Here is a 26,660-nt window from a genome sequence, read left to right on the forward strand (position 1 = left end):
TAACATATCAAACGAATGGCAATCGACACTTGTAACAAAATGTAAGCATTTTATTTCGAGGGGGAGTGGTAATACGATTTTTGGGTGTAAACCAATGCTAATATTAGAGATATGGCTCATTGTTGCGGTCATCTTATCGTGTGGAGAGTCGCTAAAATAATAACGATATTCATAATTAAGGCCACCAAATGTGACCTTAATTTTTTTAGTTGATAAAAGCTTTTTAGTAGACTAAAGCTGAGGTGTTTACTTCCACGCTCATGGAGCGATCATATTGAAACAAAGCTTATAAGGTAAAGCGGGACATGGAAAAAAGATTAATATCATATTGAAGCGGTTTCTCCAGAATAAGATCACTGACGATTTCCCCAATGACACTACTAAACTTAAAACCATGACCTGAAAATCCCGACGCTATAATAATATTGTCATTCTCAGGGTGACGATCGATGATGAAGTTCTCATCAGGTGTCATAGTGTACATGCAGGTTTTACCCATTTTGAGTGATTCAACATTCGGCATATGTTTTGCTAATAATGCACGAAGGTCATGGCTATCATTATCGAAATCAAAAGGCGCTATTTCTCCATTAGGGTCTTGAACTTCTCCGAGGTCATGACGGCCAATTTTTAGTCCTGCGCCATCGATGCTCGGAAAACCATAATAGATCCCTTCATCTGTAGTAAAAGAAAAAGCAGGGAATACCTCTTGCCCATATTGTGATTCTGGGGCATTAAACCAAGCAAATGTTTTTCGGGTTGGTTGAATTGGGAGGTTGAGTGATAGCATTTTTAATAGGTTATGAGACCAAGCTCCAGCGGATATCACGATTTTATCAGCATGAAACGTTTTGTTATTGGCGGTGATTGCTATCTTGTCACTTTGAGGCTGAATATCGGTGACTTTATGATGAGGCAAAAGGATGGCGCCATGCACGATCGCAAGATCTCGGTAAGCTTGAATAGAGGCTTCGCATTTCAATACGCCTGAAGTCGATTCAAAACAACCAATATATTTTTCTGGAATGTCTAAACCGGGAAAGCGGGTATTTATTTGTTCGGCGCTAAGTATTTCTATCGGAAGTTTGTATTTCTTTGCACTAGCAATCAGCATTTCAATGAATGATGATTCTTTAGATCCAATATTCAATACCCCTGTTTTTAAGAATAAAGATCGTCCGGTTTGTTGTTCTAACGCTTCCCATAATACTTTGGCACGTAACGCTAATGGCACATATTCTTCACCTTCGCCATAGGCGTAACGAATGATGCGGGTTTCACCATGGTGACTTGCATGAGAATGGGGAGGATCAAAAGCATCCAGTAATAAAACCTTCTTTCCTTCTTTGGCAAGAAAATAGCCGGTAGCCATTCCCATGGAACCTGCGCCGATGATTACCACATCATAATTCATGAATTCTCTATTCCTGTTCTTGAAACAATTTGTTTCTATATCCTACTGTTTTACTGAATGTAAGCAATGCGTGTATTCTTATTTTACAATGACCGCACTGCTCGTGAAGCTTGGTCATAAAAGCCGGATAAGGTGCGCATTAGTGTTGCTACATCACCTAGCTGGTCGTTGATGTTCATGGTTTTGAGTGCCTCGACGAGACATTGTTCTCGTACATCGCGGTAGTGGTTGCAAAATGCTTCGCCGGATGAGGTGATGGTATAAAAGGTATCTTTCCCTTGTCTTGTACTGGTAACTAATTCAAGTTTTACGAGTTTTCGTACTGAATAAGAGACGGTATGAAGGTCATCAATATTGAGAGTAAATGCAACATCGGCAATGCGTTTTGGTCGATTCCGATGATAAATATTATGGACAACTAAAATATCGAGAGGGCTTAATTCTGACATTCCAGATGTGGTGCTGCATGATTGCATCCAGCGTTGAAAAGCATTGTTCATCATGGTTAATGCATATTCAAATTCACTTAATGTCATCGCATCGCTATTGGCTAAATGAGAAGAGGAAACAATCGGTAAATGCTCATTTTGGCCTTGTTTATTCGTCATGATGTTATCCTTTGGTCATGGTGGTTGGTAGCCAAGTGACAATGTCTGGAAATAGGGTAATGACAACGACAGCAGCCATTAATAAAAAGAAGAATGGTAAGGCAGCCTTGGCTACGTAAAGAATGTTTTTTCCCGTAAGGCTTTGGATTACAAATAGATTAAAACCTACGGGTGGCGTAATTTGAGACATCTCAACCACTAAGACAATGTAAATTCCAAACCATAAAGGATCGATACCAGCTTGCATCACCATAGGTAATACCACTGACGTTGTCAGAACTACTACTGAAATTCCATCGAGGAAACAGCCTAAAATCACAAATAATATTGTTAGTAAAAATAACAACATATAAGGTGACAGTTGCATGATGGCGATTTGTTCAGCGAGCATTCTTGGTAGGCCAATAAACCCCATCGCGACGGTTAAAAAGGCTGCACCAGCAAGAATGAATAGAATCATACAAGAGGTTTTTACGGCGCCAAGTAAGCTGGTCTTAAATGTTTCCCACGTTAAGCTTCGACTAGTGAGGGCTAAAATTAATGAACCTAAAACACCAAATGATGCTGCCTCTGTTGGTGTGGTGATGCCCGCGTAAATTGAACCTAAAACAAATATAACTAAACATGCCACCGGAACAAGTTTTAGTAAGGCTTTGAATTTTGTGGGTATGGAGTAATAAGTATTATCTACGGGCATACGGGTTTTATTTTTTACTGACCAAAAAATAGTGTAACCGATAAACATTAATACCAACATGAGGCCGGGTAGAGCGCCTGCAATAAATAAACGGCTAATTGAGACTTCAGCCGACACACCATAGACAATTAAAATGATGGAAGGTGGGATTAGTAGTCCTAATGTTCCGGAACCTGCCAGTGTACCAATGGCCATTTTATCGTCGTACCCTTTACGTTTAAGCTCGGGTAATGTCATTTTACCAATGGTGGCTGCGGTCGCAGCAGATGAACCTGATACAGCTGCGAACATGCCACAACTTAGGATATTAACGTGCAACAAAGCGCCAGGGATTCGGCTTAACCAAGGTGTTAATCCTTCAAAAAGATCTTGGGATAAACGTGTACGGAATAAAATTTCGCCCATCCAAATGAACAAAGGAAGCGCAGCAAGAGACCAATCAGATACCGTTCCCCACGTTGTCGTGGCATAAATGAGTCCAAAAGAATCATTGCCAATTAATAACATTCCTACGGCGGCAACTGAAATAAGTGATAGCGCAACCCATGTACCACTGGCAAGAAGGGTAAATAAAACCACCAGTAGTATGGCTCCAATCGACAACTCATTCATGATGTTTTCCCTCGGATGATATCTGTATGGTTTCAGATTCAGCGAGCATTTCTTCGTCAGATTTTGGTATGGGTGTTTTAAATAGCCAGCTACACACAGAACTATCGATGACGGCAATTGCAAAAATAGTAGCACCAATTGACATAGGAAGTTGAACTGCCCATAACGGCATTGGAATATAACCAGAAGTGACTTCTTCAAATACCCAAGATTCCCAAACCATGTAGCCTAACTGGTAGGAAAGGTAGCTGACTAAGCATGCCGCTAAGGTTAATACACTGCGATCAACCCACAGCAATGTATTTTTAGATAGTCGAGAGGTAAATAAACTCACACGAATATGTGTGCCACTGCGAAAGGCATAGGCAAGCGCAAGAAAGCTAGACGATGCTAATAAATAACCGGCAAAGTCATCACTGGACGGAATGACAATACCAAGCCATCGGCCGACTACTCTGGCAAGGATCACAAGGCAAATAAGAATAATACTTAGCCCTGAAATCGCACCTGCGCTTAAATAGATTCTGTCTAACATGGCACGCATATAGAATTCCTTGTTTATTTACCGCCGTCTCTATTTAAAACAGCCAATGTTGAAAGCCATTTGTAGATGGCTTATTGTTGTTCTTGATAATCGGCAAGTACGATTTTATCTTCAACGCTGGCTTCTTCAGCCCATTCTTTCGTCATAACATCGCCTACCGCTTTTAAGGACGACATCAATTTTGCACTCGGCTTAGACACGTTAATGCCTTTATCTGCCAACATTTGAGTTTTTTCTGCAGTTTCTTTTATTGCCATATCCCAACCACGGTTTTCTGCTTTTTCCGACATACTTAATAGCGAGGTTTGGACATCTTTAGGTAAGCGTTTAAAGGCGCGTTTATTCACAATGACCATATTTTTAGGGATCCACGCTTGAACGTCCGTATAATTTTTTAGGTAATCCCAAGATTGACTGCTCACACCGGTTGTTGGCGAGGTCATCATCATATCGATAATTCCTGTTGAAAAAGCCTGAGGAATTTCAACGGTTTGAACGGTTGTTGGTATTGCCCCTAATAAGACAGATAAGCGAGATAGGGTTGGGCTGTAAGCGCGCATTTTCCCACCTTTTAAGTCATCAATAGAGTTAATAGGATTTTTGCTGTATATGCCTTGAGGTGGCCAAGGAACAGAGTAAAGAAGCATCATGCCATCTTTATCCAATTTTTTTTCTAACGTTGATTTAGAAGCTGCGTAAAGCGCTTTAGCTTGCTCAAAATTAGTGGCAAGAAAAGGGATATTGTCGAGCTTATAGATAGGATCACTGTTACCAAGAATACCAATGAAAACTTCACCAATTGGTACTTGTTGGGTACGAACCGCACGAGCAATTTCGGTATGTTTGATAAGAGAAGCACCTGAATGCACAACGATTTCAAGCTCACCATTAGTCGCTTCTTTTACATCTTTAGCAAACTGGATCACGTTTTGTGTGTGGTGAGTGGCATCGACATAAGGGGTTGCCATGTCCCACCGAGTAGCAGCAAAGCTTGAAAGGCTAGTTAACATCGCTATTGAAATGAGAGATTTCTTTAGTAATGTATTGGTTAATCTGGATTTAATCATTCCTTTTTCCTCTATGGTCTATCCGTGAATATTATTTTTATTATTGAGCTGAGGAAAGGAAGCTATCTAGGCTTCAAATGATGCCATCAACGTTCAATATTTACTCAATTGTCGCTTGTTATTTATACCATAACTATATTTAAACAAATTGACAACATTTTAAAAACGAATAGGATACAAATTACATCCACTTTATTTTTATGGTGGTTATTTAGTCATGTGATGAAATAATGATTAGGGAGTGAGGGGCATGAAACTGAACTGCGATCTTGGTGAAAGCTATGGAATATGGTTACTTGGGCGAGATGAAGCCGTGATGCCCTACATTGATATGGCAAATATAGCTTGTGGCTTTCATGCTTCTGATCCTGACGTAATGGCCACGACGATACAATCGGCAATTAAGCATAATGTATTGATTGGGGCTCACCCTGGTTATGAAGATAAAAAAGGATTTGGTCGTCGTTCTATTTCTCATACTCATAATGAATTAAAGCATTTAATGATGTATCAAATTGGTGCCATGGAAGGGTTATGTCGGCTTTATGGTGGTGAGATAGCGTATGTTAAACCTCATGGTGCCTTGTATAACGATATGATGGCGAATGAATGTATTTATCGAGCCATCATTGAAGCGATTGCACAGTCAAAACTTGATATCCCATTAATGATTTTGGCACAAGTAGATAGGGTTAATTATCAGAATATCGCTCAAGAAAATGGTGTGTCATTGCTATTTGAGGCTTTTGCAGACCGTGCTTATGATGCTCAAGGATATTTAGTATCAAGGCAGATTGAAGGGGCGGTATACCATGATGAACAGAAAATCATTGATCAGGTCATTATGTTGGTAGAAAAAGGCACAGTGCAAACTTTAGATGGAAAAGAAATCACCTTACAAGCCGATACGGTGTGCGTGCATGGAGATAACGATAAATCGGTAGAAATAATTGGCCGATTAAGAAAGGCATTAGGTTAATAATTCGCCACAGTGAAAAGTCAGTAAAATGAGGGTGAACAGTGAAGAAAATAAATGACATACAAGGTCAATCGCCAGAGAGTGCTAAACAAATGATTCGTCTTTCTGAAACGCATCTTATCGTGTATGTCAGCGATATTATTGATATTTCTCATGCGCCTAAATTGGCTTTATTGTGTCGCGATATTAAACAAACCTTCCCTGAATTGATCGATCTTATTCCTTCCTATACCAGCATCATGATTGAGTTTCACCCATGTATAACCAATGTAACGGCTCTGGAAAAGCATTTGAAGTTATCGTTGGATAAGTTTGAGCAATTAAAGCCGGTTGATCAACATGAATTGATTGAATTGCCTACCTATTACCACCCTGATGTTGCTCCTGATATTGAGTCCCTAGCGAAATGTCATGCACTGAGTCTTGATGACGTTATTCAGCTACACAGTGTACAAGAATATACCGTGTGTGCGATAGGTTTTGCCCCCGGGTTTGCCTTTTTAGGCACAGTGGATGAACGTATTTCGACCGCGAGACATATTGAGCCGCGTATGCGAGTTGCAAAAGGTAGTGTTGGTATTGCCGATCAGCAAACCGCGGTATATCCAGCGGAGTCACCTGGAGGCTGGCAAATTATTGGTAATTGCCCAATAAATTTATTTGATCCTAGCGCTGACCCCATCACGCCTTTCAAAGTGGGCGATAAAGTGCGTTTTGTGCCAATTGACCGTGAAACGTTTATTGAGCTAGGTGGAGTATTAAAACGGCAACAAGTGGAGACCGAATCATGAATGCGTTACGAGTATTGTCATCAGGGACGCTTTCTTTAGTTCAAGATCTTGGACGGCAAGGCGTAGGTCATTTGGGACTCAGCTCGGGCGGCCCTGTTGATTTACATGCCTTTTGTTGGGCAAATCGGTTACTTGGTAATGCTATTAATGCCTCTATGATTGAGATTACTCTAGGGCAGGTAAGCTTTAAGGCACAGTGTGATGTCATGCTGTCTTTAACTGGAGCCGATATGCCTGCCAATATTGATGGGCTTAATATTGAAAATTGGCGCTCGTTTTTGATGAAAAAAGGGCAAGTATTAAAATTAGGGTATGCACGTAAAGGGTTGAGATCTTATCTTGCGATTCAAAGCGGTATCGATGCTCCCAAAGTGTATGGAAGCAGTGCAACGGTTATTCGTAATCAGCTAGGAGGGCTAGTAAATTCTCAAGGCCAAGCATTACAAAACGGCGATATTATTCCCATCTGCAAACCACCGACAACTCGATTAGAGCCGCAATTTGTCCCACCTCGTTTCATTCCTGATTACCCACAACAGGTCGATATTGGCGTGTTTGAAACCTATCAACATGATGCTTTTAACCAAACTCAAAAAAATGAATTTTATTCAAACGTGTACACAGTGAGTGACAAATTGGATCGAATGGGAATTCGTTTACAAGGAAAGTCTATTTATTCAAACTGTCGTGGGATCATCTCTGAGGGTATTGCTCCAGGTTCCATTCAATTTCCACCTAATGGTCAGCCGATTATTCTTGCTTGTGACCGACAAACATTAGGTGGTTACCCTAAAATAGGGTGTGTATCAAAAATGAGCTTAATGCGTTTGGCGCAGGTAAGACCGGGCACAGTACTGAACTTTTACTTAAGCGATATTGAAGAAGAGACAGAAAAGTATTGTGAATTTATGCGCTTCTTCGGTTTGTAAAGTAATGAAGTTAAGATAGCGATGAGATTTTACGGCAGTATTAACTATTGTTTTTCGTCAGCAGAAATAGAAAAAGCTCACAGAGCGTAGCATTGTTATCTTCGCACCATGAGCCAGCGCTAGTTATTTGCCTATTATCGTTTCCTCTATCGATAATTTAATCGTTCTTTTATTAAGCTTCTTGGGTGTTTTTAGCTGAAGTATTGACACTGGATTTTGCCCAGTAACCGGCAAGAATGGATCCGCTGATATTGTGCCAAACCGAGAAAATAGTGCCAGCAATGGCTGCGGTTGGTGCAAAAAATTTCATCGCCAGCGCAGTGGCAAGGCCAGAGTTCTGTAAGCCCACTTCAAAGGCAATGGTACGACAAATCTTTTCATCAAAACCTAGTTTTTTAGGTATCCAATAACCGGCTAATAAGCCCGCAGAATTGTGTAAAACAACAGCTAATGCGACCATCGGACCAACTTCAATTAATTTTCCAGAATTGAGCGCGACGACAATAGCAATGATCATTACAATGGCAGCCATTGAGATCAACGGCAAAATAGGATTGAGTTTTGTGATGTACTTATGAAAAAGCGAATTAATAAACACTCCGACTAAAACAGGGACTAAAACGACTTTTACTAAGCTAATGATCATTCCTGTTACGGGAATATCGACGGCTTTACCCGCCAGCGTTTCGACTAATAATGGCGTTAATAATACTCCTAGAAGCGTACTAATGGCTGTCATGGTAATTGAAAGCGCTACATCACCTTTGGCCAAAAAGCACATCACATTACTGCTGGTGCCACCAGCCACACAGCCAACGAGTACGAGGCCGACCGTTAGATCTGCATCAAAGTTTAGTAACATGGCGATAGCAAGCGCCACTAATGGCATGACTGAAAACTGTAATACGATTCCCGTGGTCACAGCCCCTATATTTTTACGAATATTTGAAAAATCTTTAGGGGTTAATGTTAAGCCCATTGCTAGCATAATGATGGTGAGCAAAGGGACTATAGATGCTTTTAACCCAACAAATATATCGGGTTGTATGAAAGCAAGGCCAGAAAAAAGAATGGCCCATATAGGGAATAGGTTGGTAATCGTCCTGATCATAATTTTTATCCATATTGTATTAGAGTACACATAACTTAATCGAAGTTATTTGGGTCTCATTAATTGAGCTATGTGGTATATTCTTTAGCGTTTTATAGATAACACTCTTTTACGTTGCTATCAATGCAATGCAACCTTATTTCTGCCGGATAGTTTTGCTTGGTAAAGCGCATCATCGGCTTGTTGCATGAGCTGATCGATATCAATATGATGATTTTTTTGGTAAGCGCATCCAATCGAAACGGTCATTTTAATATTGACGCCTTTCTTGACATCTACGGTTAAGTTTTCGATAGCTTCTCTCAATTTTTCTGCTTTATTGACGGTGTCTTGTGGTGATGTTGGATGGTAAAGCAAGGCAAATTCTTCTCCACCAATACGAGTAAAAATATCATCTTCATTGATATGTTGTTCAACTTCTCGGCAAAACGCGGTTAATACGATATCACCCACTTTATGTCCATATTGGTCGTTAATGCTTTTGAAGTGATCAATATCTAACATTAGAGCGGCTATTGGTGTATTTTCATTGGTATTGGGCGGGAATAAAGCGTGAGATTTTTCAAAGAAATATCGACGATTTTTGACACCGGTTAATGGATCCGTATTCGCGATGTATTCCAATCGTTTTTCGAGTTTAATCCTATCTGAAATATTAAAGACGGTCGTTCGTGCAATGACTAATCGGTTTCTATCTTTTATTCCGGTTGCGACTAAAGATACGTGAAAAGTGTCGCCATTTTTACATTTAACCTCAAGGGTGATGCCTTCTACATTTTGTTCTGTATTTAATGCTTCAATGAGATTATTGAATAATGTTTTACTTTCAGGTGTTAGAAATTCACTAAAGTGCTTATCCAATATTTCTGATTTATCGTAACCTAGCCATTGTGCAAGCGTGTTATTGATTCGCTTAATATAACCTTATTTATCGAGTGTGTTATAGCCGCATGGTGCATTTTCATAGAGGTCAGTGAGCTCCGCGGTGGCTCGTTTGTCATATTCTAATTGGTAGTGTTTTTGTTCATATAATACATTGAGCAGATACAATAGTGCCGACATTAAAAATAGCAAGGTAAAGATAATGGCTAAGCCTGCGGGCTTAAAAAAGAAAGAATGCTGATGAATCATTTCAATTGGGATGAATATCACTAACTTCCAATTGGTGTTTTGTATTGATTCTGGAATGATGGTGAGCTTTTTGACGGATGGAAAATAATGAATGTCATTAAAATCAAATGGTTGAATGGATTGGAAGCGGAAAAGCCCAAGCTCTGAGTGTATCGACCCTGATGGATCTTCATGCACTTTTTTCCAAACCGATGGGTATTTTTTTTCAAAATTATTTTCTGGATTATTGAGGTCTCGTCCCCACTCATTAGTGTTGTCGTGGTGGCTTAACCAGAAGCCTAATGAGTCTAAGAGCATACCATAACCCGTAATTTGAATTCTTTGTTTGTTTCGAAAGCTATTTAAGAAGTCTTTAGCAAGGTAATTAATCATTAATGTACCGACTTTTTGACCATCATTACCGAGCACTGGTGTTGCAAAACGTAGAATAGGTTTATGTGGTATTTCTATTTTATCGTTATGTAAACTGAGTTCCATTTTAGATACATAGGCTTCATTAGGCTTAAGTGCTTTCACTGGTTGATAATATTGTCGATCATTTAAATCAAATAAATTTGTTGAAATAGCACTTTGTTGTAATTTGGCATCGTAGGTTGTTTTAACCATCTCATGCCCATTATTACTGATGAGTCGGATTTGATCTTGGCTTTGAAAAGTATTTGATAAATTGATGAATAAAGCTGCGACTTGGCTCCCTCGTTGTATTTCTTCTTCTGCTGTTTCTGCTTGAAAGTAACGGGTAACAATTTGAGATTTGGCTGCCATTTGTAGCACCATCATTTGTTGATGAATTTCTTTTTGCAGTAATTGTGATGTGGTGGCAATGAAATTATTTTCACTGGCTAACAGACCTTGTTCTAGTTTATGAGTGTAATATTGATAGATAAAGTAACCACCAATAGACAGAGCAATCATTAAAATTGGCCACATCCAAAGAAATCGACGAAGGATATTTTTCTGCGTCTGTTTAGGATCGAGTGGTTTTTGTAAAAGTGCGAATGAATTTTCTAACACAGTTTGGAGACCTTTTGATTTTACTTCTTTAAATGTAACGTATTTTTAGTTAAGTACTAAGTTTTTATAGAGTAGTAGGGATTAATTAATGGATAAATAAAATGGATAGATTTCTCTATAAATAGATGACTATTGATAGGGTTATATGGGTGGGCTAAGTAAAGCAGTGAAAGCAAAACAACTCAAGCAGTACCACCTGTTTGAGTTGTTTATTTATGTAAAATAATAGTAATAGCGGTTATGGTGTTGCTAATTTATACGCCATAACATAATCACCCGGTTTTGTTCCGATAGAGCCATGTCCACCAGCAACAATTACGACTATTTGTTCACCTTTACTGTTTAGGTAAGTCATTGGTGTGGCTTGACCACCTGCGGGTAATCGGGCTTTCCACAGTTCTTCACCATTGGTTAAGTTATAAGCTCGAAGATAATCATCAACACTTGCACCTAAGAAGGCAACACCACCTGCGGTGATGATTGGACCACCAATGCCAGGTACACCCATTTTTATTTTCAGTGGCAGCGGCGTCATATCTTCAATCGTACCATTTTTATGCTGCCAAGCGATGTCTCCAGTGACTAGATTTGCGCCGGCAACGTAGCCCCAAGGCGGTTGCTGGCAAGGAACACCTAGTGGCGATAGGAATGGTTTAAGTTCGACGGCATAAGGTGCGCCGTGATTGGCGTTTACACCATGCTCACCTTTATTGCTGTCTTCTTCTGAAAAACCCGATGTTTCTTTGTTTTGAATGGTTGATACGAAAGCAAGATTTAGTGGCATTCCGAACATTACTTGACGTTTAGGATCAACAGCAATACCACCCCAGTTAAACACACCAAAGTTACCCGGATAAACAATAGTTCCTTGTTCTGATGGTGGAGTATAGCGACCCTCATAACGTAAAGACTTAAATTGAATACGACAAATCATTTGGTCAATTAATGTCCCCCCCCACATGTCGGTTTCTTTTAGGGCGGGTGGGTTAAAACTTAACGCTGAGACAGGTTGAGTTTTTGACGTAAAGTCACCTTTAATGGCGCCTTGCGGGGCCGGTTTTTCAGTAATTGGTTGAATCGGTTCGCCTGTTTTACGGTTAAGAACATAAACGTCCCCTTGCTTAGTTGGAACGACTAAAGCAGGTTGCATACCATTTTCTGTTTTTAAATCGATTAGGCTTGGTTGAGCGGGAGTGTCCATATCCCATAGATCATGGTGAACAAATTGTTGTACCCATTTAGCTTGTCCTGTTTTTGCATCAAGTGCGACGACAGAACTTGAGTATTTCTCTTCGCTTGGATTACGGTACATGCCGAGTTGGTCGGGAGTACGGTTGCCCATCGGAAAATAAATCAGGCCTAGTTTTTCGTCGGCACTGGCTACAGACCAACTGTTTGGTGAACTAACGGTATAAGTTTTCCCGTCTGCAATCGGTGAGGTATCGTCTGGGTTAGCTGAATCCCAGTTCCACATTAATTCCCCCGTTTTTTGATTGAAAGCACGAATGACGCCTGAAGGAGAATTGATATCGTAGTTATCATTCACCGCACCTGCGACAACGACGACACCATTGGTTACGATTGGAGGAGAAGTCGAGTAATAATAGCCATCTTGTTTATAAGGCATATTGCTCATCAGGTTGAGAATACCGTCTTTTGCAAAGTTATTGCATCGTGCACCCGTGTTAGGATCGATAGCAATTAAACGCGCATCTGATGTTGGCAAAAATAGCTGAGCGTCACATTGAACACTTGGGAGATCTTGCGTGCTCATATTAGGTTTGCTGTCTGTGAGTGTGGTATTGATTGAATCTGCTGCATGTTGAGGTGGCAGATAAGACACACCTCGGCACGTTTGATGCTGACGCTGACTTTCAGCAGGCACTTTCGCATCGAAAATCCAACGCTTTTTACCTGTATCGGCATCCAAAGCAACAAGCCAGTTATGAGGAGTACATAAATAAAGGGTATTACCAATTTTAAGTGGCGTCGCTTGGTAAGTTGTCTCACCGACATCATTTGGTCTTTTTACATCACCGGTTTGGGTCTGCCATGCTGGTACGAGTTGAGAGACATTGTCCGTGGTGATTTTCTCAAGTGGTGAATAGCGTTGACCATAGTTACTACGGCCGTAGCTAAGCCATGCATCATCTTCAATATTGCCCATGTTTGGTGATGAATTTACCACCTCTTCGGATAAGTCACCCGCCACATCATGCGTGGTTGGAATGATTGATCCTAAAGTAATAATAGAACTGATTCCCCATACAACAAAAAGAGAAAGAGTAGAAGATCGGTTGGCGGATTTGAACGTAACCAGTAGTGGGATCGCAAGCAATAATGGTAAGCCCATACGAGTGGCTAGTGGCCACCAATCAAGCCCTGATTCAGATAATGCCCACAACATCGTCAGTAGCAAGAAGAAGGTATAAAGGTAATGTGAAAGTGTTCTTTTCTTCTTCCAAATAGCGATGCCAGATAAGAAAAAAGCTAAACCTGCGAATAGATAATAAGGGCTACCACCTAAAGACACGAGCCAAATTCCGCCAAAGCCGAAACAGAGCCCGAGCAAAATGAATACCACGGAGAAAAATCGCATAAAAACTCCTAGTTCAATAAATAAAAGCAATAAAATCATCACTTTTTCTTATTATAAATTGTAACATGTTGTGACTAATGTCAAATAATTAGCGCAATATGTTTAAAAAAAGTTATCAATCCATACTAAATTTTTATTGTTAGCTATTTACTTAGCTTGCTAAATAATTATAATGACCTTTCTTCTGAAATTACTTAGCGTGCTAAGTAATTTAATGGGTGCTTCAATAATATAAATGGTAGAAATGATAATGGTTATTCACTTAAAACATTCATAGTTTAAGCCATAAATCACCAAGGGGTAAGGATGAACTCAGGATTAATACAAACTATTCAGCATATGCCGCTCGCTGAGCGATTAGGTCGATTGACTCGCTTATGGCGTATGGTGGCTGATGCTGAACTTATACCATTAGGATTAACCCATCCACGTTGGAGCGCTTTATGGAAACTGAGGCAATTAGGTGATTGTGTTGGTCAAAAGGTGTTGGCGGAAGGCTTAGAAATTGAGCTGGCATCTTTAATGCGCACCCTTAATCAGCTTGAGCACCAAAATTTAATTGTTCGGACACCATGCCCGCATGATAAGCGTGCTCGGCTTGTGTGTTTAACCGAAGATGGTCGTACCGTTCTTGGGCAAATGGAAACGAAGATCTTTGATGTGAGAAAAAAGGTGTTATCGGGATTATCTGAACAGCAACTTCAAGAATTCGAAAATGTGATTGAGCACATTAGCCATAATGCTTTAGAGCAGCTCAAGCCTTAGACCACCACGATTATTACCAAAATGACAGAGAGAGTTATGACACCAGATCAACAATTTACGCGATTAGTGCGTATCGCCATGTTCGGCTTTGCTTTTATATTTATCTATTTTCTTTTTGCAGATTTAAAAATGCCAATGACGACAGAAGCCATGGCAACCCGTTCAATCACAAAAGTTGCTCCTCAAGTCAGTGGTAGAATCGACCAGGTTCTGGTACACAACAACCAGATCGTTAAAAAGGGTCAAACATTATTTCAAATTGATTCAACCCCATTTCAACTTGCGGTAGAAGAAGCGGAGCTATCCCTAGAACAAGCCAAGCAAAACAATGCTGAATTAGATGCTTCACTTGCTGCGGCTAAAGCCGATGTGAATGCGGCGCAAAGTATTAGCGTTCAAAAAAATCGTGAAGCTAAACGGATGACTAACTTATTTTCAAATCACGGTGTTTCACAACAAGAAAGAGATCAATCGGTTAGTAATGCTCAATCGGCGAGAGCGAACTTATTGGCGGCACAAGCGCAGTTAGAGAAAATCAAAGTGAGTCGTGGCTTAGCGGGAGAGAATAACCTTAATATTCGTCAGGCTCAGAATCACTTAAAACAAGCTCAACTAAATTTGGCCTATACCCAAGTGAAAGCGGATCAAGATGGGTTGGTTACCAACCTACATTTAGAGCAAGGTAGTTTTAAAAGTGCGGGTAGCCCAGCCCTAGCTTTGGTTTCCAATCAATTTGATATTATCGCGGACTTTCGTGAAAAAAGTCTGATTGATGCCAAAAAAGGAACAGAAGCTTTAGTTGCATTTGATGGCCGCCCAAGTGAATTATTTAGCGCGACGGTAGAAAGCATAGATGCCGGGGTTAGCTCGGGTCAATTTGATGCAAATGGTGAACTGGCGACTCCGACATCATCAAGCCGTTGGGTGCGTGATGCACAACGCATGCGTTTGCATTTTACGTTTAATCAGCCGCTGGATTTTGTGGTGGCAGCAGGAGCAAGAACGACGGTTCAATTAGTGCCTGAAAATGGCTTGTTTGCCGTGTTAGCGAAAGCGCAAATTAAAATCGTTAGTTTTATGCACTACATATATTAAGGCGGTGATGCATGATGTTATTGCGCCATCACCCACTGAGCCAAAATGATTTACGCCAATGTTTACGCATTGCCACAGGTGCCATGTTGGGCTTTTTTATCTGTAAACTTTTTGGCTGGCAAAATGGGGTATTTTATACGGTAACCCCTGTATTATTGTTGGGCCTCGTACCACAAGTGAACATGAACGTGGTGAAACAGATCCTCGCATCTTGTGTGATGTGCGCTATTGAAGTAGGTTTGATTGCCGGAATGTTAGGTCACCACCCGGCATTAATGACTCCCGTTGCTTTTTTAATGTTTTTGTATCGGTTCATTGCCATGAGTAAAGGACATTTGTTCTTATTCGGTTCAATGGGTGTCATTAACTTAAGTATTATGTTGCATTTTGCGAGTTACCCAACTACGGATATTGGCGTGTTGATTACTGATAATATTGTTTCATCAGTATTGTCGTTGTTGATTGCGTACTTGATGATGTATTTGTGGCCTGATGTAGAAGCAAGACCATCTCGCCCTATGGTCGAAAAAACAATAATAGAATGCGCCATGAAGCTTTATTAGGCGCTTCTATGGCAACTATTTCCTTTATTGTTTTCCAAATGTTGGATTTACAAGATTCGATGTCTGCGCAAGCGACTAGCTTACTTTTGCTGTTTCCCATGCATTGGAATGGCATGTTAGGTTATGCGCGTAAACGAGCGATTGGTACAATTTTAGGGGTGAGTTTTGGTATTGTGGTGCAGGTTATTTTATACGATTGGTCGAATATGTTAGTGCTTGTAGCACCTTTATTATGGATAGGATTATTCCTGTTTAGCCAAGTGCATGTAAAAGAAGCCAGTGGCTCTGGGGCAGGCTTTGGTGCAATGACCACTTTAGGTATTCTATTTGGGCAATATTTAACGCCCAATGGAGACTTAATTTTCAGCGCCTTGTACCGAATGAGCAGTATTGGTGTCGCGATAGTGGTGACGTTGTTGGTTTGTTTTTTCTTGCACAAGCTATTAAATCAATTTGAAGCCACGAGATTTGGGGCATAACCGTTACTCCTTTTATTTCAACATTCCCACGTTCATTCAATTGGCGTGGGAATGTTGTTGATTTATTTGACTTGATCTCTTAACAGGAATTTTTGTACTTTTCCGGTTGAGGTTTTTGGTATCGACGTAAATATAATGCGCTTAGGTGCTTTAAAGTGTGCTAAATACTCTCGGCTATAATCAATAATGTCTTGCTCGGTTAAGCTTGAAAAATCATGTGATTTTACAAAAGCACAAGGCACCTCACCCCATTTCTCATCCGGGATCGCGATGACTGCGATTTCTTCAATGTCATTGAGTGGCTCATCTAAAGCTCCTTCGTTGATGAGTGCTTCGTAATCTAATTCCGTGACTTTTTCTCCTTGTTGAAAATTCTCGTCATCAATCGTGACCAACAGTGGCAGTGTTACATCAGCATCATGAGATAGCAATTGCATGGCTTGTTGGGCTACAGCGCCAAATTCTTTATCAACTAACAGTATCTTGCTTTCAGTATGTTTTAGAATGTAAGCGATAGTTTGCGGTTCAAGGCGTGTATTAATGGCATTCAACGGTGTCGCATATCTATAGTGAATATCTTAGAAAAACCTTCTGAAAGATCGATTTATATTGATGATAAGTCTATTCGAATGGAAAAAATGGTGATGGTCAACTTATCGTCTGTGATAAGAAAGAATTACAACAATTACGTACTAAACTTACGATGGTTTTCCAGCATTTTAATTTGTGGAGTCACATGACGGTGTTAGAAAATGTGATGGCCGCACCAGTAAAAGTGTTGGGTATCAGTAAAGATGTAGTTAAAGCGCGTGCTATCAAGTATTTGAATAAGGTCGGGATTGATGAACAAGCTCAATATCGTTATCCATCACACTTATCTGGTGGCCAGCAACAACGTGTTTTTATAGCAAGAGCGTTGGCAATGGGACCTGAAGTGTTATTGTTTGATGAACTGACGTCAGCGCTGGATCCTGAAACAGTATTCAATAACCCACAAAGTGAGCGATTAAAACAATTTTTATCTGGAGCCTTAAAATAAATGTATTCGAGTAGTAAACAGATTAATGACTGACCATTTTCAGAAAAAGATTGAGGTTGTTGTTTTTATTCCTGAACAATGTTCACCACTGGATTTATCATCGGTGGTAGAGCCTTTTTTATTGGCGAATCAACAGCTCGGACATGAAAAGTACCAAGTTCGTTATGCTTCGCTGCATCAAGGTCAATTAGCGATTTCTGCTTATTTACATCTGTCGATTGATTATGCTTTTGAGAATCAATTTGATTGTGACGTATTGATTATTTTGAATCAACATAAACCGAAAGCCCCTTTATCTCAATCGATTAAAAAGCGTTTTCAATATTTGTATCAACAAAAAGGTATCGAAATTTTTGCTGCTTATGCCGGTGTCTATTGGTTGGCAGAAAGTGGTTTATTGTCAAAGGGTATCAGTACCATTCATTGGTCAATAATGGATGGGTTCAGTGATGCTTTTTCCCAGTTAGATATTTCGGCTAATTTGTATGAAACCACCGAGCGGATCACGACCTGTTCTGGTCGATTAGCCATGTTAGATTGCATGATTAATTGGTTGGAAACTCAAGAAAGTCGTGAATTAGCTCACGCTTTATCTGAACAGCTTTGCATGGACAGAATTCGCCCCTCCAGTGAAAGACAAAATATTCCGACCAACTACCTTGGTGGCGATTTACAACCTCGATTAACCATGTCGATAGAGTTGATGGAAAACAATATTGAAGAACCATTATCGACGGATGAAATTGCGGACTTGGTGAATATTTCTCGTCGTCAATTAGAGAGGTTGTTTAAACGTTATTTAAACAGTATGCCTGCAAAATATTACTTCCAGTTACGTTTAAAAAAGGCACGCCAGTTGTTGCTAAATACCAATAAGTCGATCATTCAAATTGGTTTATGCTGTGGCTTTTCCAGCGGACCACATTTCTCTAGCGCGTATAAAACGTTTTATGGTATTACCCCAAGGGAAGAACGAACAACATTATTTAATGTCAAAAAATCGTGATATGGGTAAACGTAGAGGGTTAAAAATCAGTGTGCTGATGATTAAAACAGAAGTGTGATGAGAAACCAGCACAAGTGATGAAATATATAAATCCTTGTCAGAAATCTATATTTCTTCTGGAATGAACTCATCTATTCTGAAGTTAATTAATCATGGATAGCGAGGATATTATGAGCAAGCACACGATAGTTAGGGAAGATTTTGACCGTTATATGATCCCAATGTATTCACCGGCTGGTTTTATTCCAGTTCGTGGTGAAGGCTCTAGCATTTATGATCAAGAAGGCAAACATTATATCGACTTTGCTGGTGGCATTGCGGTTAATGCACTCGGTCATGCGAATCAAGATTTACAACAAGTACTTGTTGAACAAGCCGCAAAACTTTGGCATACCGGTAATGGTTATACGAATGAGCCTGTACTGAAATTGGCTAAACAATTGGTTGAAAGTACTTTTGCCGATAAAGTGTTTTTTTGTAACTCAGGAGCTGAAGCTAACGAAGCCTCTTTAAAGCTTGCGAGAAAATACGCTTTAGATCATTTTGGTGAAGGTAAGAATGAGATTATTGCCTTTAATAATGCTTTTCATGGTCGTACGCTTTTTACAGTAAGTGCAGGTGGTCAGCCTAAATATTCTCAAGATTTCTCACCTCTACCTGGTGGTATTCATCACGTCGTGTTTAATGACTTAGAGGCGGTAAAAGCCACAATATCTGATAAAACTTGCGCCATTATTGTTGAACCAGTTCAAGGTGAAGGGGGCGTTTTACCGGCCACACCTGAATTTTTACAAGGATTACGCGATCTTTGTGATGAGTATAATGCGTTATTAATTTTTGATGAAGTGCAAACGGGTATAGGCCGTACGGGGAAGCTGTATGCGTATATGAATTACGGAGTTACTCCGGATGTCTTATCAACGGCTAAAGCGCTTGGCGGTGGTTTTCCTATTGGTGGTATTTTAACGACGGATAAATTGGCGACAGCATTACCGATAGGCAGCCATGGAACCACGTATGGTGGTAATCCACTGGCGTCAGCTGTAGCAGGAAAAGCGCTAAGCATTATTAATGACGACGTGTTTTTACAAGGAGTATCAAATAAGCATGATCAATTTATTACCGCATTAACGCAGATGAATTCCGAGTTGAATCTCTTTAGTGATATTCGTGGCAGTGGGTTATTGATAGGCTGTGAATTGAGCACCGAGTACGCAGGGCAAGCCAAAGCGATCACTAATTTAGCGGCAGAAGAAGGTTTGTTGGCCTTAATCGCTGGCCCCAATGTGGTTCGGTTTGCTCCTGCACTGAATGTATCAACGGATGAAATTGAGCAAGGAATGCAAAGAATGCATTCAGCGCTCAAACGTTTTTTAAAGGAGTAAAGCACCAGTGATTCTATTACGACCTGCCAAATTAAGTGATATTGGGCATATTGAACGCATTGCACATGAAAGTGGTGACTTGGTGTGTACCTTGCCCAATCAGCGAGAGCATTTGTTGCAAAAAATTGAACGTTCAATTGCTTCATTTGAGCAGGAAGTATGGAGTCCCGGTCAAGAGTTGTACTTCTTTGTATTAGAAGAAAGTATGACAGGACAGATTTTAGGGACGGGTGCGATTAATGCTTTGGCTGGTTTTCGTGAACCTTTTTATGCCTTTCGTAATGATATTTTAATTCATTCATCCCGTGAGTTGAAAATTCATAATCGTATTCATGCGCTGACTTTAACACATGATTTAAGTGATCACTCTCAATTGAGTTCCTTCTTCATTATCCCCTCGCTGAAAAACACCGATTACCCCAGCTTAATCACACTCGGGCGGTTGCTGTTCATGTCCGTTCAATCCCATCGTTTTACCAACGAGTGGATGGCTGTGATGCCCGGTGTGGCAGATGCTAAAGGGCATGCACCATTTTGGGAGCATGTAGGGCGTAAGTTTTTTGGTATTGATTACAGCCAAGTAGAGTATTACAACGGCACCAGAGACAAAACCTTTATCGCTGAACTAATGCCACATTATCCTCTTTATGTACCTCTTATTGATGGCCGTGCACAAGAGGTAATGGGGCAAGTTCACCCTGATGCAGAATTGCAATTCAACCTTCTCACTGAGCAAGGATTTGAAGCCGACAAATATGTTGAAATTTTTGATGCCGGTCCAATTGTGACCGTGTCACCAAATGTGTTACCTATTTGGCGAAAACATAAAGAAGTAAAGATTAAACTGAGTGTGACTAATGATGGCTTTGAGCGTGTATTAATTGGCGCGCAAACCAAAGTAGGGTTTTGCGCCGTTATTGCCAACGGAAAATTAAACGAAGATGAAGTGTGGGTAGAAGCCTCCACCTTAGAACAGCTTGGATTAGATGGAATTGACGACCAAGCATTATCAACTATTTGGTGCTTCTCACTTGATAGTTAGTTGTCTTTTACCTCCTAGGTTAGAGAACTGGCTTTAAAGCCACACTCATTGAATTCATGCAGTAAAAGGATATTCACATGATGATAATTCGACCGGTCCGAGAAGATGATCGGGCCGCCATTGTAGCGTTAGCCAGTAAAACTGGCGTAGGTTTTACATCGTTACCAAAAAATGAAAACCGAGTAAAAGAACGTATTGAACGTATGTTGAAAACGTGGAACAAAGAAGCGTCACAGGCAGAGCAAGGCTATTTATTTGTATTAGAAGATACTGAACTGAATAAAGTAGTTGGGGTAAGTGGTGTTGAAGTTGCGATTGGTTTAGATGAACCTTGGTACAACTACCGAGTAGGAACTTTAGTTCATGCTTCAAAAGAGCTGAGCGTTTATAGCCGCATGCCTACTTTATTTCTTACTAATGACCACACGGGTTACAGTGAACTATGTACCTTATTTTTAGACTCGGATTATCGTCATAGTCAAAATGGTTATTTGCTTTCGAAAGCCCGATTTTTGTTTATGGCGGCTTTTCAAGATTGTTTCTCTGAGCGATTGATTGCAGAAATGCGTGGGTATTCAGATGAGCAAGGGCGTTCTCCGTTCTGGGAGAGCTTAGGCCGTCATTTTTTCAGTATGGACTTTGCTGAAGCGGATCATTTATCGGGTATGGGGAAAAAATCGTTTATTGCTGAGTTAATGCCAAAGCATCCTTTATATGTTGATTTTCTTTCTGAAGAAGCCCGAAATGTGATTGGCAATGTTCATCCTCATACCGAACCTGCCGCCGCTATTCTAAATAGTGAGGGGATGAAATATGAAGGTTGTGTGGACATTTTTGATGCAGGTCCTACGCTAGAAGCGCATGTCAGTGATATTCGAGCGGTGAAAGAAAGCCAAACATGGCATGTGCTTATTGATGAATTAGCTAATGACCCAGCAGAAAATCATGTCGATAAAAAGAGCGATACCGCCGTTTATATTCTCGCGAACGAAAACTACCTTGATTTTAGAGCGGTGCTAGGCCGAGTATCGTTTGATAAACATTCTATTTGTATTTCCAATGATATCGCCCACGCATTAGGCGTTAACCACGGTGACACCATCCGCGCCGTGACTTTATTTCCAGAGGAGAAAGCATAGTGTCACATCCAAATTTATTGATTAACGGCCAGTGGTGCCAAGCAAAAGGTGACGCATTCACTAAAACTAACCCTGCAAATAATCAAACCTTGTGGCAAGGAACTGAAGCCACCAAGGAGGATGTTGACAGTGCGGTTGCTTCTGCGCGACAGGCATTCCCTGTATGGGCGAAAACGCCACTGGAAGAACGTATTGCTTTGCTTGAGCGGTTTTCTCAACTGCTTAATAAAAATAAATCGAAGCTTGCGGAGGTGATTTCTCAAGAAACGGGTAAGCCGCATTGGGAAAGTTTAACGGAAGTCGGTGCAATGGTCGGTAAAGTGGCCATTTCAATCAAAGCATTTCATGAACGTACCGGAACAAAATCAACTGATATGCCGGATGGTCAAGCGGTGTTACGTCACCGTCCACATGGTGTATTAGCGGTTTTTGGTCCTTATAATTTCCCGGGTCATTTACCGAATGGACATATTGTTCCCGCGTTATTGGCAGGGAACACAATTGTATTTAAGCCCAGTGAACTGACGCCTTGGACAGCAGAAGAAACGTTAATATTATGGCAAGAAGCGGGTTTACCTGAAGGGGTGATTAACCTAGTGCAAGGTGGTCGTCCGACAGGTGAAGCACTGGCTTCTCATTCGGGTACAGATGGTTTGTTATTTACTGGTAGTGCAAACACTGGGTACCACTTGCATCGTCAATTATCAGGTCAACCAGAGAAAATTTTGGCGCTTGAAATGGGCGGAAATAATGCTCTGATCATAGAAGACATTGCCGATATGGACGCAGCGGTTCACTTGACCATTCAATCGGCTTTCATTTCGGCGGGTCAACGTTGTACATGTGCGCGTCGATTATTGGTTAAAGAAGGGCAACAAGGCGATGAATTTATTCAACGTTTAGTGGACGTCACCAAAGATATTCAAGTGGGTGAGTGGAATGCAGAACCTGAGCCATTCATGGGAAGTGTGATTTCTCAAACCGCGGCTAAGCAGCTTTTAGCAGCGCAAGACAATTTAGTGAAAAAAGGTGGGAAGTCATTATTAACCATGACTCAGATTCATCCAGATCGCGCGTTAATGTCACCGGGAATCATTGATATTACCGATGTAAAAGACAGCCCAGATGAAGAATATTTTGGTCCATTATTAAGCATTATTCGTTATCAAGATTTTGATCAAGCATTAACGATTGCCAACAATACTCGCTTTGGTTTAGCGCTAGGGCTTATCTCGCCACATCGTGAACATTATGATCAGTTATTGATTGAAGGGCGAGCAGGCATTGTGAACTGGAACAAACAGTTAACAGGTGCATCCAGTGCCGCACCATTTGGTGGCGTCGGGGCTTCTGGTAATCACAGAGCCAGTGCTTATTATGCGGCAGACTATTGTTCATGGCCGATGGCTTCATTAGAAAGTGAAGACATTGCGCTACCGGCAAGCTTATCGCCTGGCTTAACCTTTTCGGTCAAAAACGCAGAATAGTCGGATAAAATTTTTAGGAGTTTATGATGAAAGCCTATGAAGTTAATTTTGATGGTTTAGTCGGGTTAACACACCATTATGCAGGGTTGTCGTATGGCAATGTTGCATCGACCAGTAATAAAAGTGTGATTGCTAACCCTCAATTGGCAGCAAAGCAAGGTTTAGCTAAGATGAAAGCCTTGAGTGATATGGGCTTTAAGCAAGCGGTATTGCCACCTCAAGAACGCCCACACGTTGAGATTTTAAGACAATTGGGGTTTGATGGCAGCGATGCACAGGTACTTGCTGCCGTATCAAAACAAGCACCGCATTTACTTTCAGCGGTGAGTTCGGCTTCTTCAATGTGGACGGCCAACGCCGCCACCATGTCACCGTCATCAGACAGTGCAGATGGTCGAGCGCATTTTACGGTTGCGAACTTAAATAACAAGTTTCATCGTGCGATTGAAGCCGATACCACAAGTGCAACATTACGCTCCATTTTTAGTAATGATCGCTACTTTGTGCACCATGATGCCTTACCGCAACAAGCGATCATGGGCGATGAAGGTGCCGCTAACCATAATCGTTTATGTGCCGATTATGGCAGCGCTGGGGTTCAGGTTTTTGTTTATGGTCGTCAAGCCTTTGGTGGAAAGGTAGAGCCGGTACGCTATCCGGCTCGTCAAACCCGAGAAGCCAGTGAATCTGTTGCGCGTTTACATCAACTTTCAGCCGAACAAACGGTTTTCGTACAGCAAAATCCAGAAGTGATTGATCAAGGTGTATTCCATAATGATGTTATTTCAGTTAGCAATGGCAATGTGTTATTTCATCATGAACAAGCATTCTTAAATCAAAGCGCTGCGCTAGATGAAATTGGTCAGAAATTATCAAAGCAAAATACCGATTTTGTTTCGATTGAAGTGCCAACTAACCGCGTCTCTGTTGATGATGCGGTAAGAACCTATCTTTTTAACAGCCAATTATTAACGAAATCAGATGGTAAAATGCTACTGATTGTGCCTGAAGAATCCCGCCAGAATCCTCAAGTTTGGTCGTATCTGAGTGAGCTTATTTTAAGCGGTGGTCCAATTAATGAAGTGAAGGTGTTTGATTTACGTGAAAGCATGAGAAACGGTGGTGGGCCAGCGTGTTTACGTCAACGGGTCGTATTGACTGAAGATGAATTAAAATCCGTTGCTCCGGGCGTATTAATGAATGATCACTTATTCAATACATTGAATGCTTGGGTCGATCGCTTTTATCGAGACCGACTCGTTGAGTCTGATTTGGCCGATCCACAACTGTTGATTGAAAATCGCCGAGCTTTAGATGAGCTGACGCAAATTATGGGCTTAGGTTGTATTTATCCCTTCCAAAAATAACAAGAATGAAAGTAGGCGTGTATGTTTGATTTTCTAAGCACCACCTTAAATGGTTGCCAATCAGACCAACAATCTGGCGAAACAAAGCAACTGGTTTGGCAATGGCTAGAAGAGGGCGTATTGCTTCTTGAACCCAAAATATCGTCCACAAAAACGTCGTCAAACAGTGGCCGATTAGATAAGGAATTAGACAGCGTTTTATTGTCGGCTGGTGTGCATGGCAATGAAACCGCTCCTATCGAAATATTAAATAGCATTATTAACGACTTAATATGTGGCGATTTAGACTTGAGGGTTCGTTTACTCGTTATGCTCGGTAATATTAATGCTATGAAAAGCGGTGAACGTTATCTTGAACTTGATCTTAACCGTTTGTTTAGCGGGCAACATACTAAATTTCCAGATTGTGCTGAAACCCAAAGAGCCAAACAATTAGAAGAGGTGGTGAGGACTTTTTTTGAACAAGCTTCTCATGGTTGCCGCTTTCATTTTGACATGCATACCGCCATTCGTGAATCTCATCATCAACGCTTTGCCTTATTGCCTTATAAAGAAAGCAAAATCGGTAAAACTCAAGGTATATACAGCCGTATAATGTTTGATTGGTTAAGCTCTGCGGGTATAGAAGCCATGGTCGTTAATCAAGCTCCTAGTGGAACATTTTCATATTTCTCTAGCCATTATTGTTTTGCGGATAGCTGCACGCTTGAACTCGGGAAAGCGAAGCCTTTTGGCAAGAATGATTTAAGCCAATTTGAGCGGATTAACCGAGGTGTCCGCTCTATGATCCGCCACGGCATGGCATCAGACCATAAAGAAGCTGATACATCGGATGTGAAAGTGTACCAAGTGACCCAACAACTCACGAAATTAACCGAATCATTTGAGCTTAATTTCAGCGATTCAGTGAAAAACTTCACCTCATTTCAATGTGGTGAAATCTTAGCGCAAGATGGAGACATTACATACCAAGTCGAACAGCCAGAAGAATGGGTTCTTTTTCCTAATGCGAAAGTACGCCCAGGCTTAAGAGCGGGTCTAATGCTTGTGCAGATTGATCAAGCACGTTTGTTTGAGTAATGAGTACGATTGGTATAACTTTATCGAAACAACAAAAAAGCCACTGATTATTAATCAGTGGCTTTAGTTTTATTATAGAAAGCTAATAATTAGAAAATTAAGTTATGAAATCAAAATTAGCAATCTGTGTCTTCAGCGTTCACGCCTTCTTTAACGTCTTCACATTTGTCTTCAATTGCATTACCAGCGTCGGTTGCCATATCATTCATTTGCTCAGAAGTGTCATCTGCTTGATTAGACATTGATTCGCCCATTTCATCCATTTTGTCACCAACTTTGTCGGATGCATCAGCCGCAGACTCTTTTACATCTGTTGCCATTTCATTGACTTTTTCGCCGGCATCATCAGCCATTTGCTGAGTTTGTTCTATTGCATCATCCATTTTGCTTTCCGCTTTGTCAGCTGAACTATTGTCACAAGCTGCAAGAGCTAATGCAAAAAATGAAGCCACTGCGAATGGTTTTAACCAATTTGTTTTAGTCATATTCATCCCTTATTTGTGTGAGATATGGAAAAAGAAATCTCTTTATAAATACGCGTTACCCATTAACTGTAGAGCATTAATAATAAATTGCGATGGTAAGTCGGTGAATTTAACGGGTTTATAACAACTCATGACGGCGATTTTACTTATCACTATAATTTTGTCTTTATTTGGTCTTTAAATAAACAAAAGACTTGTTAACTATAAGTGTTTGTACTCGTATTACTCGGGT

At 40.7% G+C, this 26,660-nt stretch carries 24 protein-coding genes and 1 pseudogene; 14 read left to right on the forward strand and 11 right to left on the reverse strand.

Annotation, left to right across the window (positions count from 1 at the left end):
* Positions 1 to 286: 286 nt before the first annotated feature.
* The 5 genes from solA to VCASEI_RS14600 all read right to left on the reverse strand — a co-directional run bounded on the left by solA (position 287) and on the right by VCASEI_RS14600 (position 4,942).
* Positions 287 to 1,414: an N-methyl-L-tryptophan oxidase gene (solA, locus tag VCASEI_RS14580; protein WP_086961243.1), complete on the reverse strand. Its 1,128-nt coding sequence runs from the start codon at positions 1,412 to 1,414 to the stop codon at positions 287 to 289.
* An 83-nt stretch (positions 1,415 to 1,497) separates the two neighbouring features.
* Positions 1,498 to 2,022, reverse strand: coding sequence for a winged helix DNA-binding protein (locus VCASEI_RS14585; RefSeq protein ID WP_086961246.1), 525 nt, complete (start codon positions 2,020 to 2,022; stop codon positions 1,498 to 1,500).
* A gap of 4 nt (positions 2,023 to 2,026) precedes the next feature.
* Entirely contained in the window at positions 2,027 to 3,331 is a 1,305-nt protein-coding gene (locus VCASEI_RS14590) for a TRAP transporter large permease (RefSeq protein ID WP_086961248.1), read from the reverse strand.
* On the reverse strand, positions 3,324 to 3,875 hold the full coding sequence (locus VCASEI_RS14595) for a TRAP transporter small permease (RefSeq protein WP_089110714.1): 552 nt from the start codon (positions 3,873 to 3,875) through the stop codon (positions 3,324 to 3,326). The genes VCASEI_RS14590 and VCASEI_RS14595 overlap by 8 nt, the downstream gene beginning before the upstream one ends.
* A 71-nt stretch (positions 3,876 to 3,946) precedes the next feature.
* Positions 3,947 to 4,942: a TRAP transporter substrate-binding protein gene (locus tag VCASEI_RS14600; protein ID WP_086961251.1), complete on the reverse strand. Its 996-nt coding sequence runs from the start codon at positions 4,940 to 4,942 to the stop codon at positions 3,947 to 3,949.
* Positions 4,943 to 5,192: 250 nt separating this feature from the next.
* Here VCASEI_RS14600 and VCASEI_RS14605 point away from each other — a divergent pair, with 250 nt between their 5' ends.
* Genes VCASEI_RS14605 through VCASEI_RS14615 form a run of 3 tightly spaced genes read left to right on the forward strand, consistent with a single transcriptional unit; the run spans position 5,193 to position 7,641 of the window.
* Entirely contained in the window at positions 5,193 to 5,921 is a 729-nt protein-coding gene (locus VCASEI_RS14605; RefSeq protein WP_086961253.1) for a 5-oxoprolinase subunit PxpA, read from the forward strand.
* Positions 5,922 to 5,962: 41 nt separating this feature from the next.
* A complete protein-coding gene (gene pxpB / locus VCASEI_RS14610) occupies positions 5,963 to 6,712 on the forward strand; it encodes a 5-oxoprolinase subunit PxpB (protein ID WP_238321414.1) in 750 nt (249 codons plus the stop codon).
* Positions 6,709 to 7,641, forward strand: coding sequence for a 5-oxoprolinase subunit C family protein (locus VCASEI_RS14615; RefSeq protein ID WP_086961255.1), 933 nt, complete (start codon positions 6,709 to 6,711; stop codon positions 7,639 to 7,641). Before pxpB ends, VCASEI_RS14615 begins: the two co-directional genes overlap by 4 nt.
* A gap of 172 nt (positions 7,642 to 7,813) precedes the next feature.
* Here VCASEI_RS14615 and VCASEI_RS14620 read toward each other — a convergent pair whose 3' ends face one another.
* The 4 genes from VCASEI_RS14620 to VCASEI_RS14635 form a co-directional block, all read right to left on the reverse strand.
* On the reverse strand, positions 7,814 to 8,752 hold the full coding sequence (locus tag VCASEI_RS14620; protein ID WP_086961257.1) for a bile acid:sodium symporter family protein: 939 nt from the start codon (positions 8,750 to 8,752) through the stop codon (positions 7,814 to 7,816).
* A 120-nt stretch (positions 8,753 to 8,872) separates the two neighbouring features.
* Positions 8,873 to 9,670, reverse strand: a complete 798-nt coding sequence (locus VCASEI_RS14625; RefSeq protein WP_089110713.1) for a diguanylate cyclase — start codon at positions 9,668 to 9,670, stop codon at positions 8,873 to 8,875.
* A gap of 6 nt (positions 9,671 to 9,676) precedes the next feature.
* Positions 9,677 to 10,897, reverse strand: coding sequence for a cache domain-containing protein (locus tag VCASEI_RS14630; RefSeq protein ID WP_089110712.1), 1,221 nt, complete (start codon positions 10,895 to 10,897; stop codon positions 9,677 to 9,679).
* 238 nt (positions 10,898 to 11,135) lie between these two features.
* Positions 11,136 to 13,496 (reverse strand): glucose/quinate/shikimate family membrane-bound PQQ-dependent dehydrogenase, encoded by a 2,361-nt coding sequence (locus VCASEI_RS14635; protein ID WP_086961372.1) that lies wholly within the window; start codon positions 13,494 to 13,496, stop codon positions 11,136 to 11,138.
* A gap of 306 nt (positions 13,497 to 13,802) precedes the next feature.
* Here VCASEI_RS14635 and VCASEI_RS14640 point away from each other — a divergent pair, with 306 nt between their 5' ends.
* From VCASEI_RS14640 to VCASEI_RS14650, 3 genes and pseudogenes are all read left to right on the forward strand, one after another.
* Positions 13,803 to 14,261 carry a MarR family transcriptional regulator gene (locus tag VCASEI_RS14640; protein ID WP_086961260.1) on the forward strand — a complete coding sequence of 153 codons (459 nt, stop codon included), beginning with the start codon at positions 13,803 to 13,805 and terminating at the stop codon, positions 14,259 to 14,261.
* A 36-nt stretch (positions 14,262 to 14,297) separates the two neighbouring features.
* Positions 14,298 to 15,356 (forward strand): HlyD family secretion protein, encoded by a 1,059-nt coding sequence (locus VCASEI_RS14645; RefSeq protein ID WP_086961262.1) that lies wholly within the window; start codon positions 14,298 to 14,300, stop codon positions 15,354 to 15,356.
* 14 nt (positions 15,357 to 15,370) lie between these two features.
* Positions 15,371 to 16,398, forward strand: a pseudogene (locus VCASEI_RS14650) (DUF2955 domain-containing protein).
* Positions 16,399 to 16,460: 62 nt separating this feature from the next.
* Here the strand turns inward: VCASEI_RS14650 and VCASEI_RS14655 are convergent.
* Positions 16,461 to 16,949, reverse strand: coding sequence for an AMP-binding enzyme (locus tag VCASEI_RS14655; protein WP_226983402.1), 489 nt, complete (start codon positions 16,947 to 16,949; stop codon positions 16,461 to 16,463).
* 152 nt (positions 16,950 to 17,101) lie between these two features.
* Between VCASEI_RS14655 and VCASEI_RS14660 the strand changes: the two genes are divergently transcribed.
* The 8 genes from VCASEI_RS14660 to astE all read left to right on the forward strand — a co-directional run bounded on the left by VCASEI_RS14660 (position 17,102) and on the right by astE (position 25,943).
* Positions 17,102 to 17,437 (forward strand): ATP-binding cassette domain-containing protein, encoded by a 336-nt coding sequence (locus VCASEI_RS14660; protein WP_198772019.1) that lies wholly within the window; start codon positions 17,102 to 17,104, stop codon positions 17,435 to 17,437.
* Between the two features lie 25 nt (positions 17,438 to 17,462).
* Positions 17,463 to 18,443 carry a GlxA family transcriptional regulator gene (locus tag VCASEI_RS14665; protein ID WP_086961264.1) on the forward strand — a complete coding sequence of 327 codons (981 nt, stop codon included), beginning with the start codon at positions 17,463 to 17,465 and terminating at the stop codon, positions 18,441 to 18,443.
* A 170-nt stretch (positions 18,444 to 18,613) separates the two neighbouring features.
* Positions 18,614 to 19,828, forward strand: coding sequence for a bifunctional succinylornithine transaminase/acetylornithine transaminase (locus tag VCASEI_RS14670; RefSeq protein WP_086961266.1), 1,215 nt, complete (start codon positions 18,614 to 18,616; stop codon positions 19,826 to 19,828).
* Positions 19,829 to 19,835: 7 nt separating this feature from the next.
* Positions 19,836 to 20,870 (forward strand): arginine N-succinyltransferase, encoded by a 1,035-nt coding sequence (locus VCASEI_RS14675; protein WP_086961268.1) that lies wholly within the window; start codon positions 19,836 to 19,838, stop codon positions 20,868 to 20,870.
* A gap of 77 nt (positions 20,871 to 20,947) precedes the next feature.
* Positions 20,948 to 22,009 carry an arginine N-succinyltransferase gene (astA, locus tag VCASEI_RS14680; RefSeq protein WP_086961270.1) on the forward strand — a complete coding sequence of 354 codons (1,062 nt, stop codon included), beginning with the start codon at positions 20,948 to 20,950 and terminating at the stop codon, positions 22,007 to 22,009.
* Positions 22,009 to 23,496 carry a succinylglutamate-semialdehyde dehydrogenase gene (gene astD, locus VCASEI_RS14685; RefSeq protein WP_086961271.1) on the forward strand — a complete coding sequence of 496 codons (1,488 nt, stop codon included), beginning with the start codon at positions 22,009 to 22,011 and terminating at the stop codon, positions 23,494 to 23,496. Before astA ends, astD begins: the two co-directional genes overlap by 1 nt.
* Before the next feature lie 26 nt (positions 23,497 to 23,522).
* A complete protein-coding gene (gene astB / locus VCASEI_RS14690) occupies positions 23,523 to 24,863 on the forward strand; it encodes an N-succinylarginine dihydrolase (protein WP_086961273.1) in 1,341 nt (446 codons plus the stop codon).
* A gap of 21 nt (positions 24,864 to 24,884) precedes the next feature.
* A complete protein-coding gene (gene astE / locus VCASEI_RS14695; protein ID WP_086961275.1) occupies positions 24,885 to 25,943 on the forward strand; it encodes a succinylglutamate desuccinylase in 1,059 nt (352 codons plus the stop codon).
* Positions 25,944 to 26,059: 116 nt separating this feature from the next.
* Here astE and VCASEI_RS14700 read toward each other — a convergent pair whose 3' ends face one another.
* Entirely contained in the window at positions 26,060 to 26,428 is a 369-nt protein-coding gene (locus tag VCASEI_RS14700) for a YtxH domain-containing protein (RefSeq protein WP_086961277.1), read from the reverse strand.
* Positions 26,429 to 26,660 lie beyond the last annotated feature (232 nt).

It is taken from the genome of Vibrio casei, from assembly GCF_002218025.2.
Classification (GTDB): Bacteria; Pseudomonadota; Gammaproteobacteria; order Enterobacterales; family Vibrionaceae; genus Vibrio; species Vibrio casei.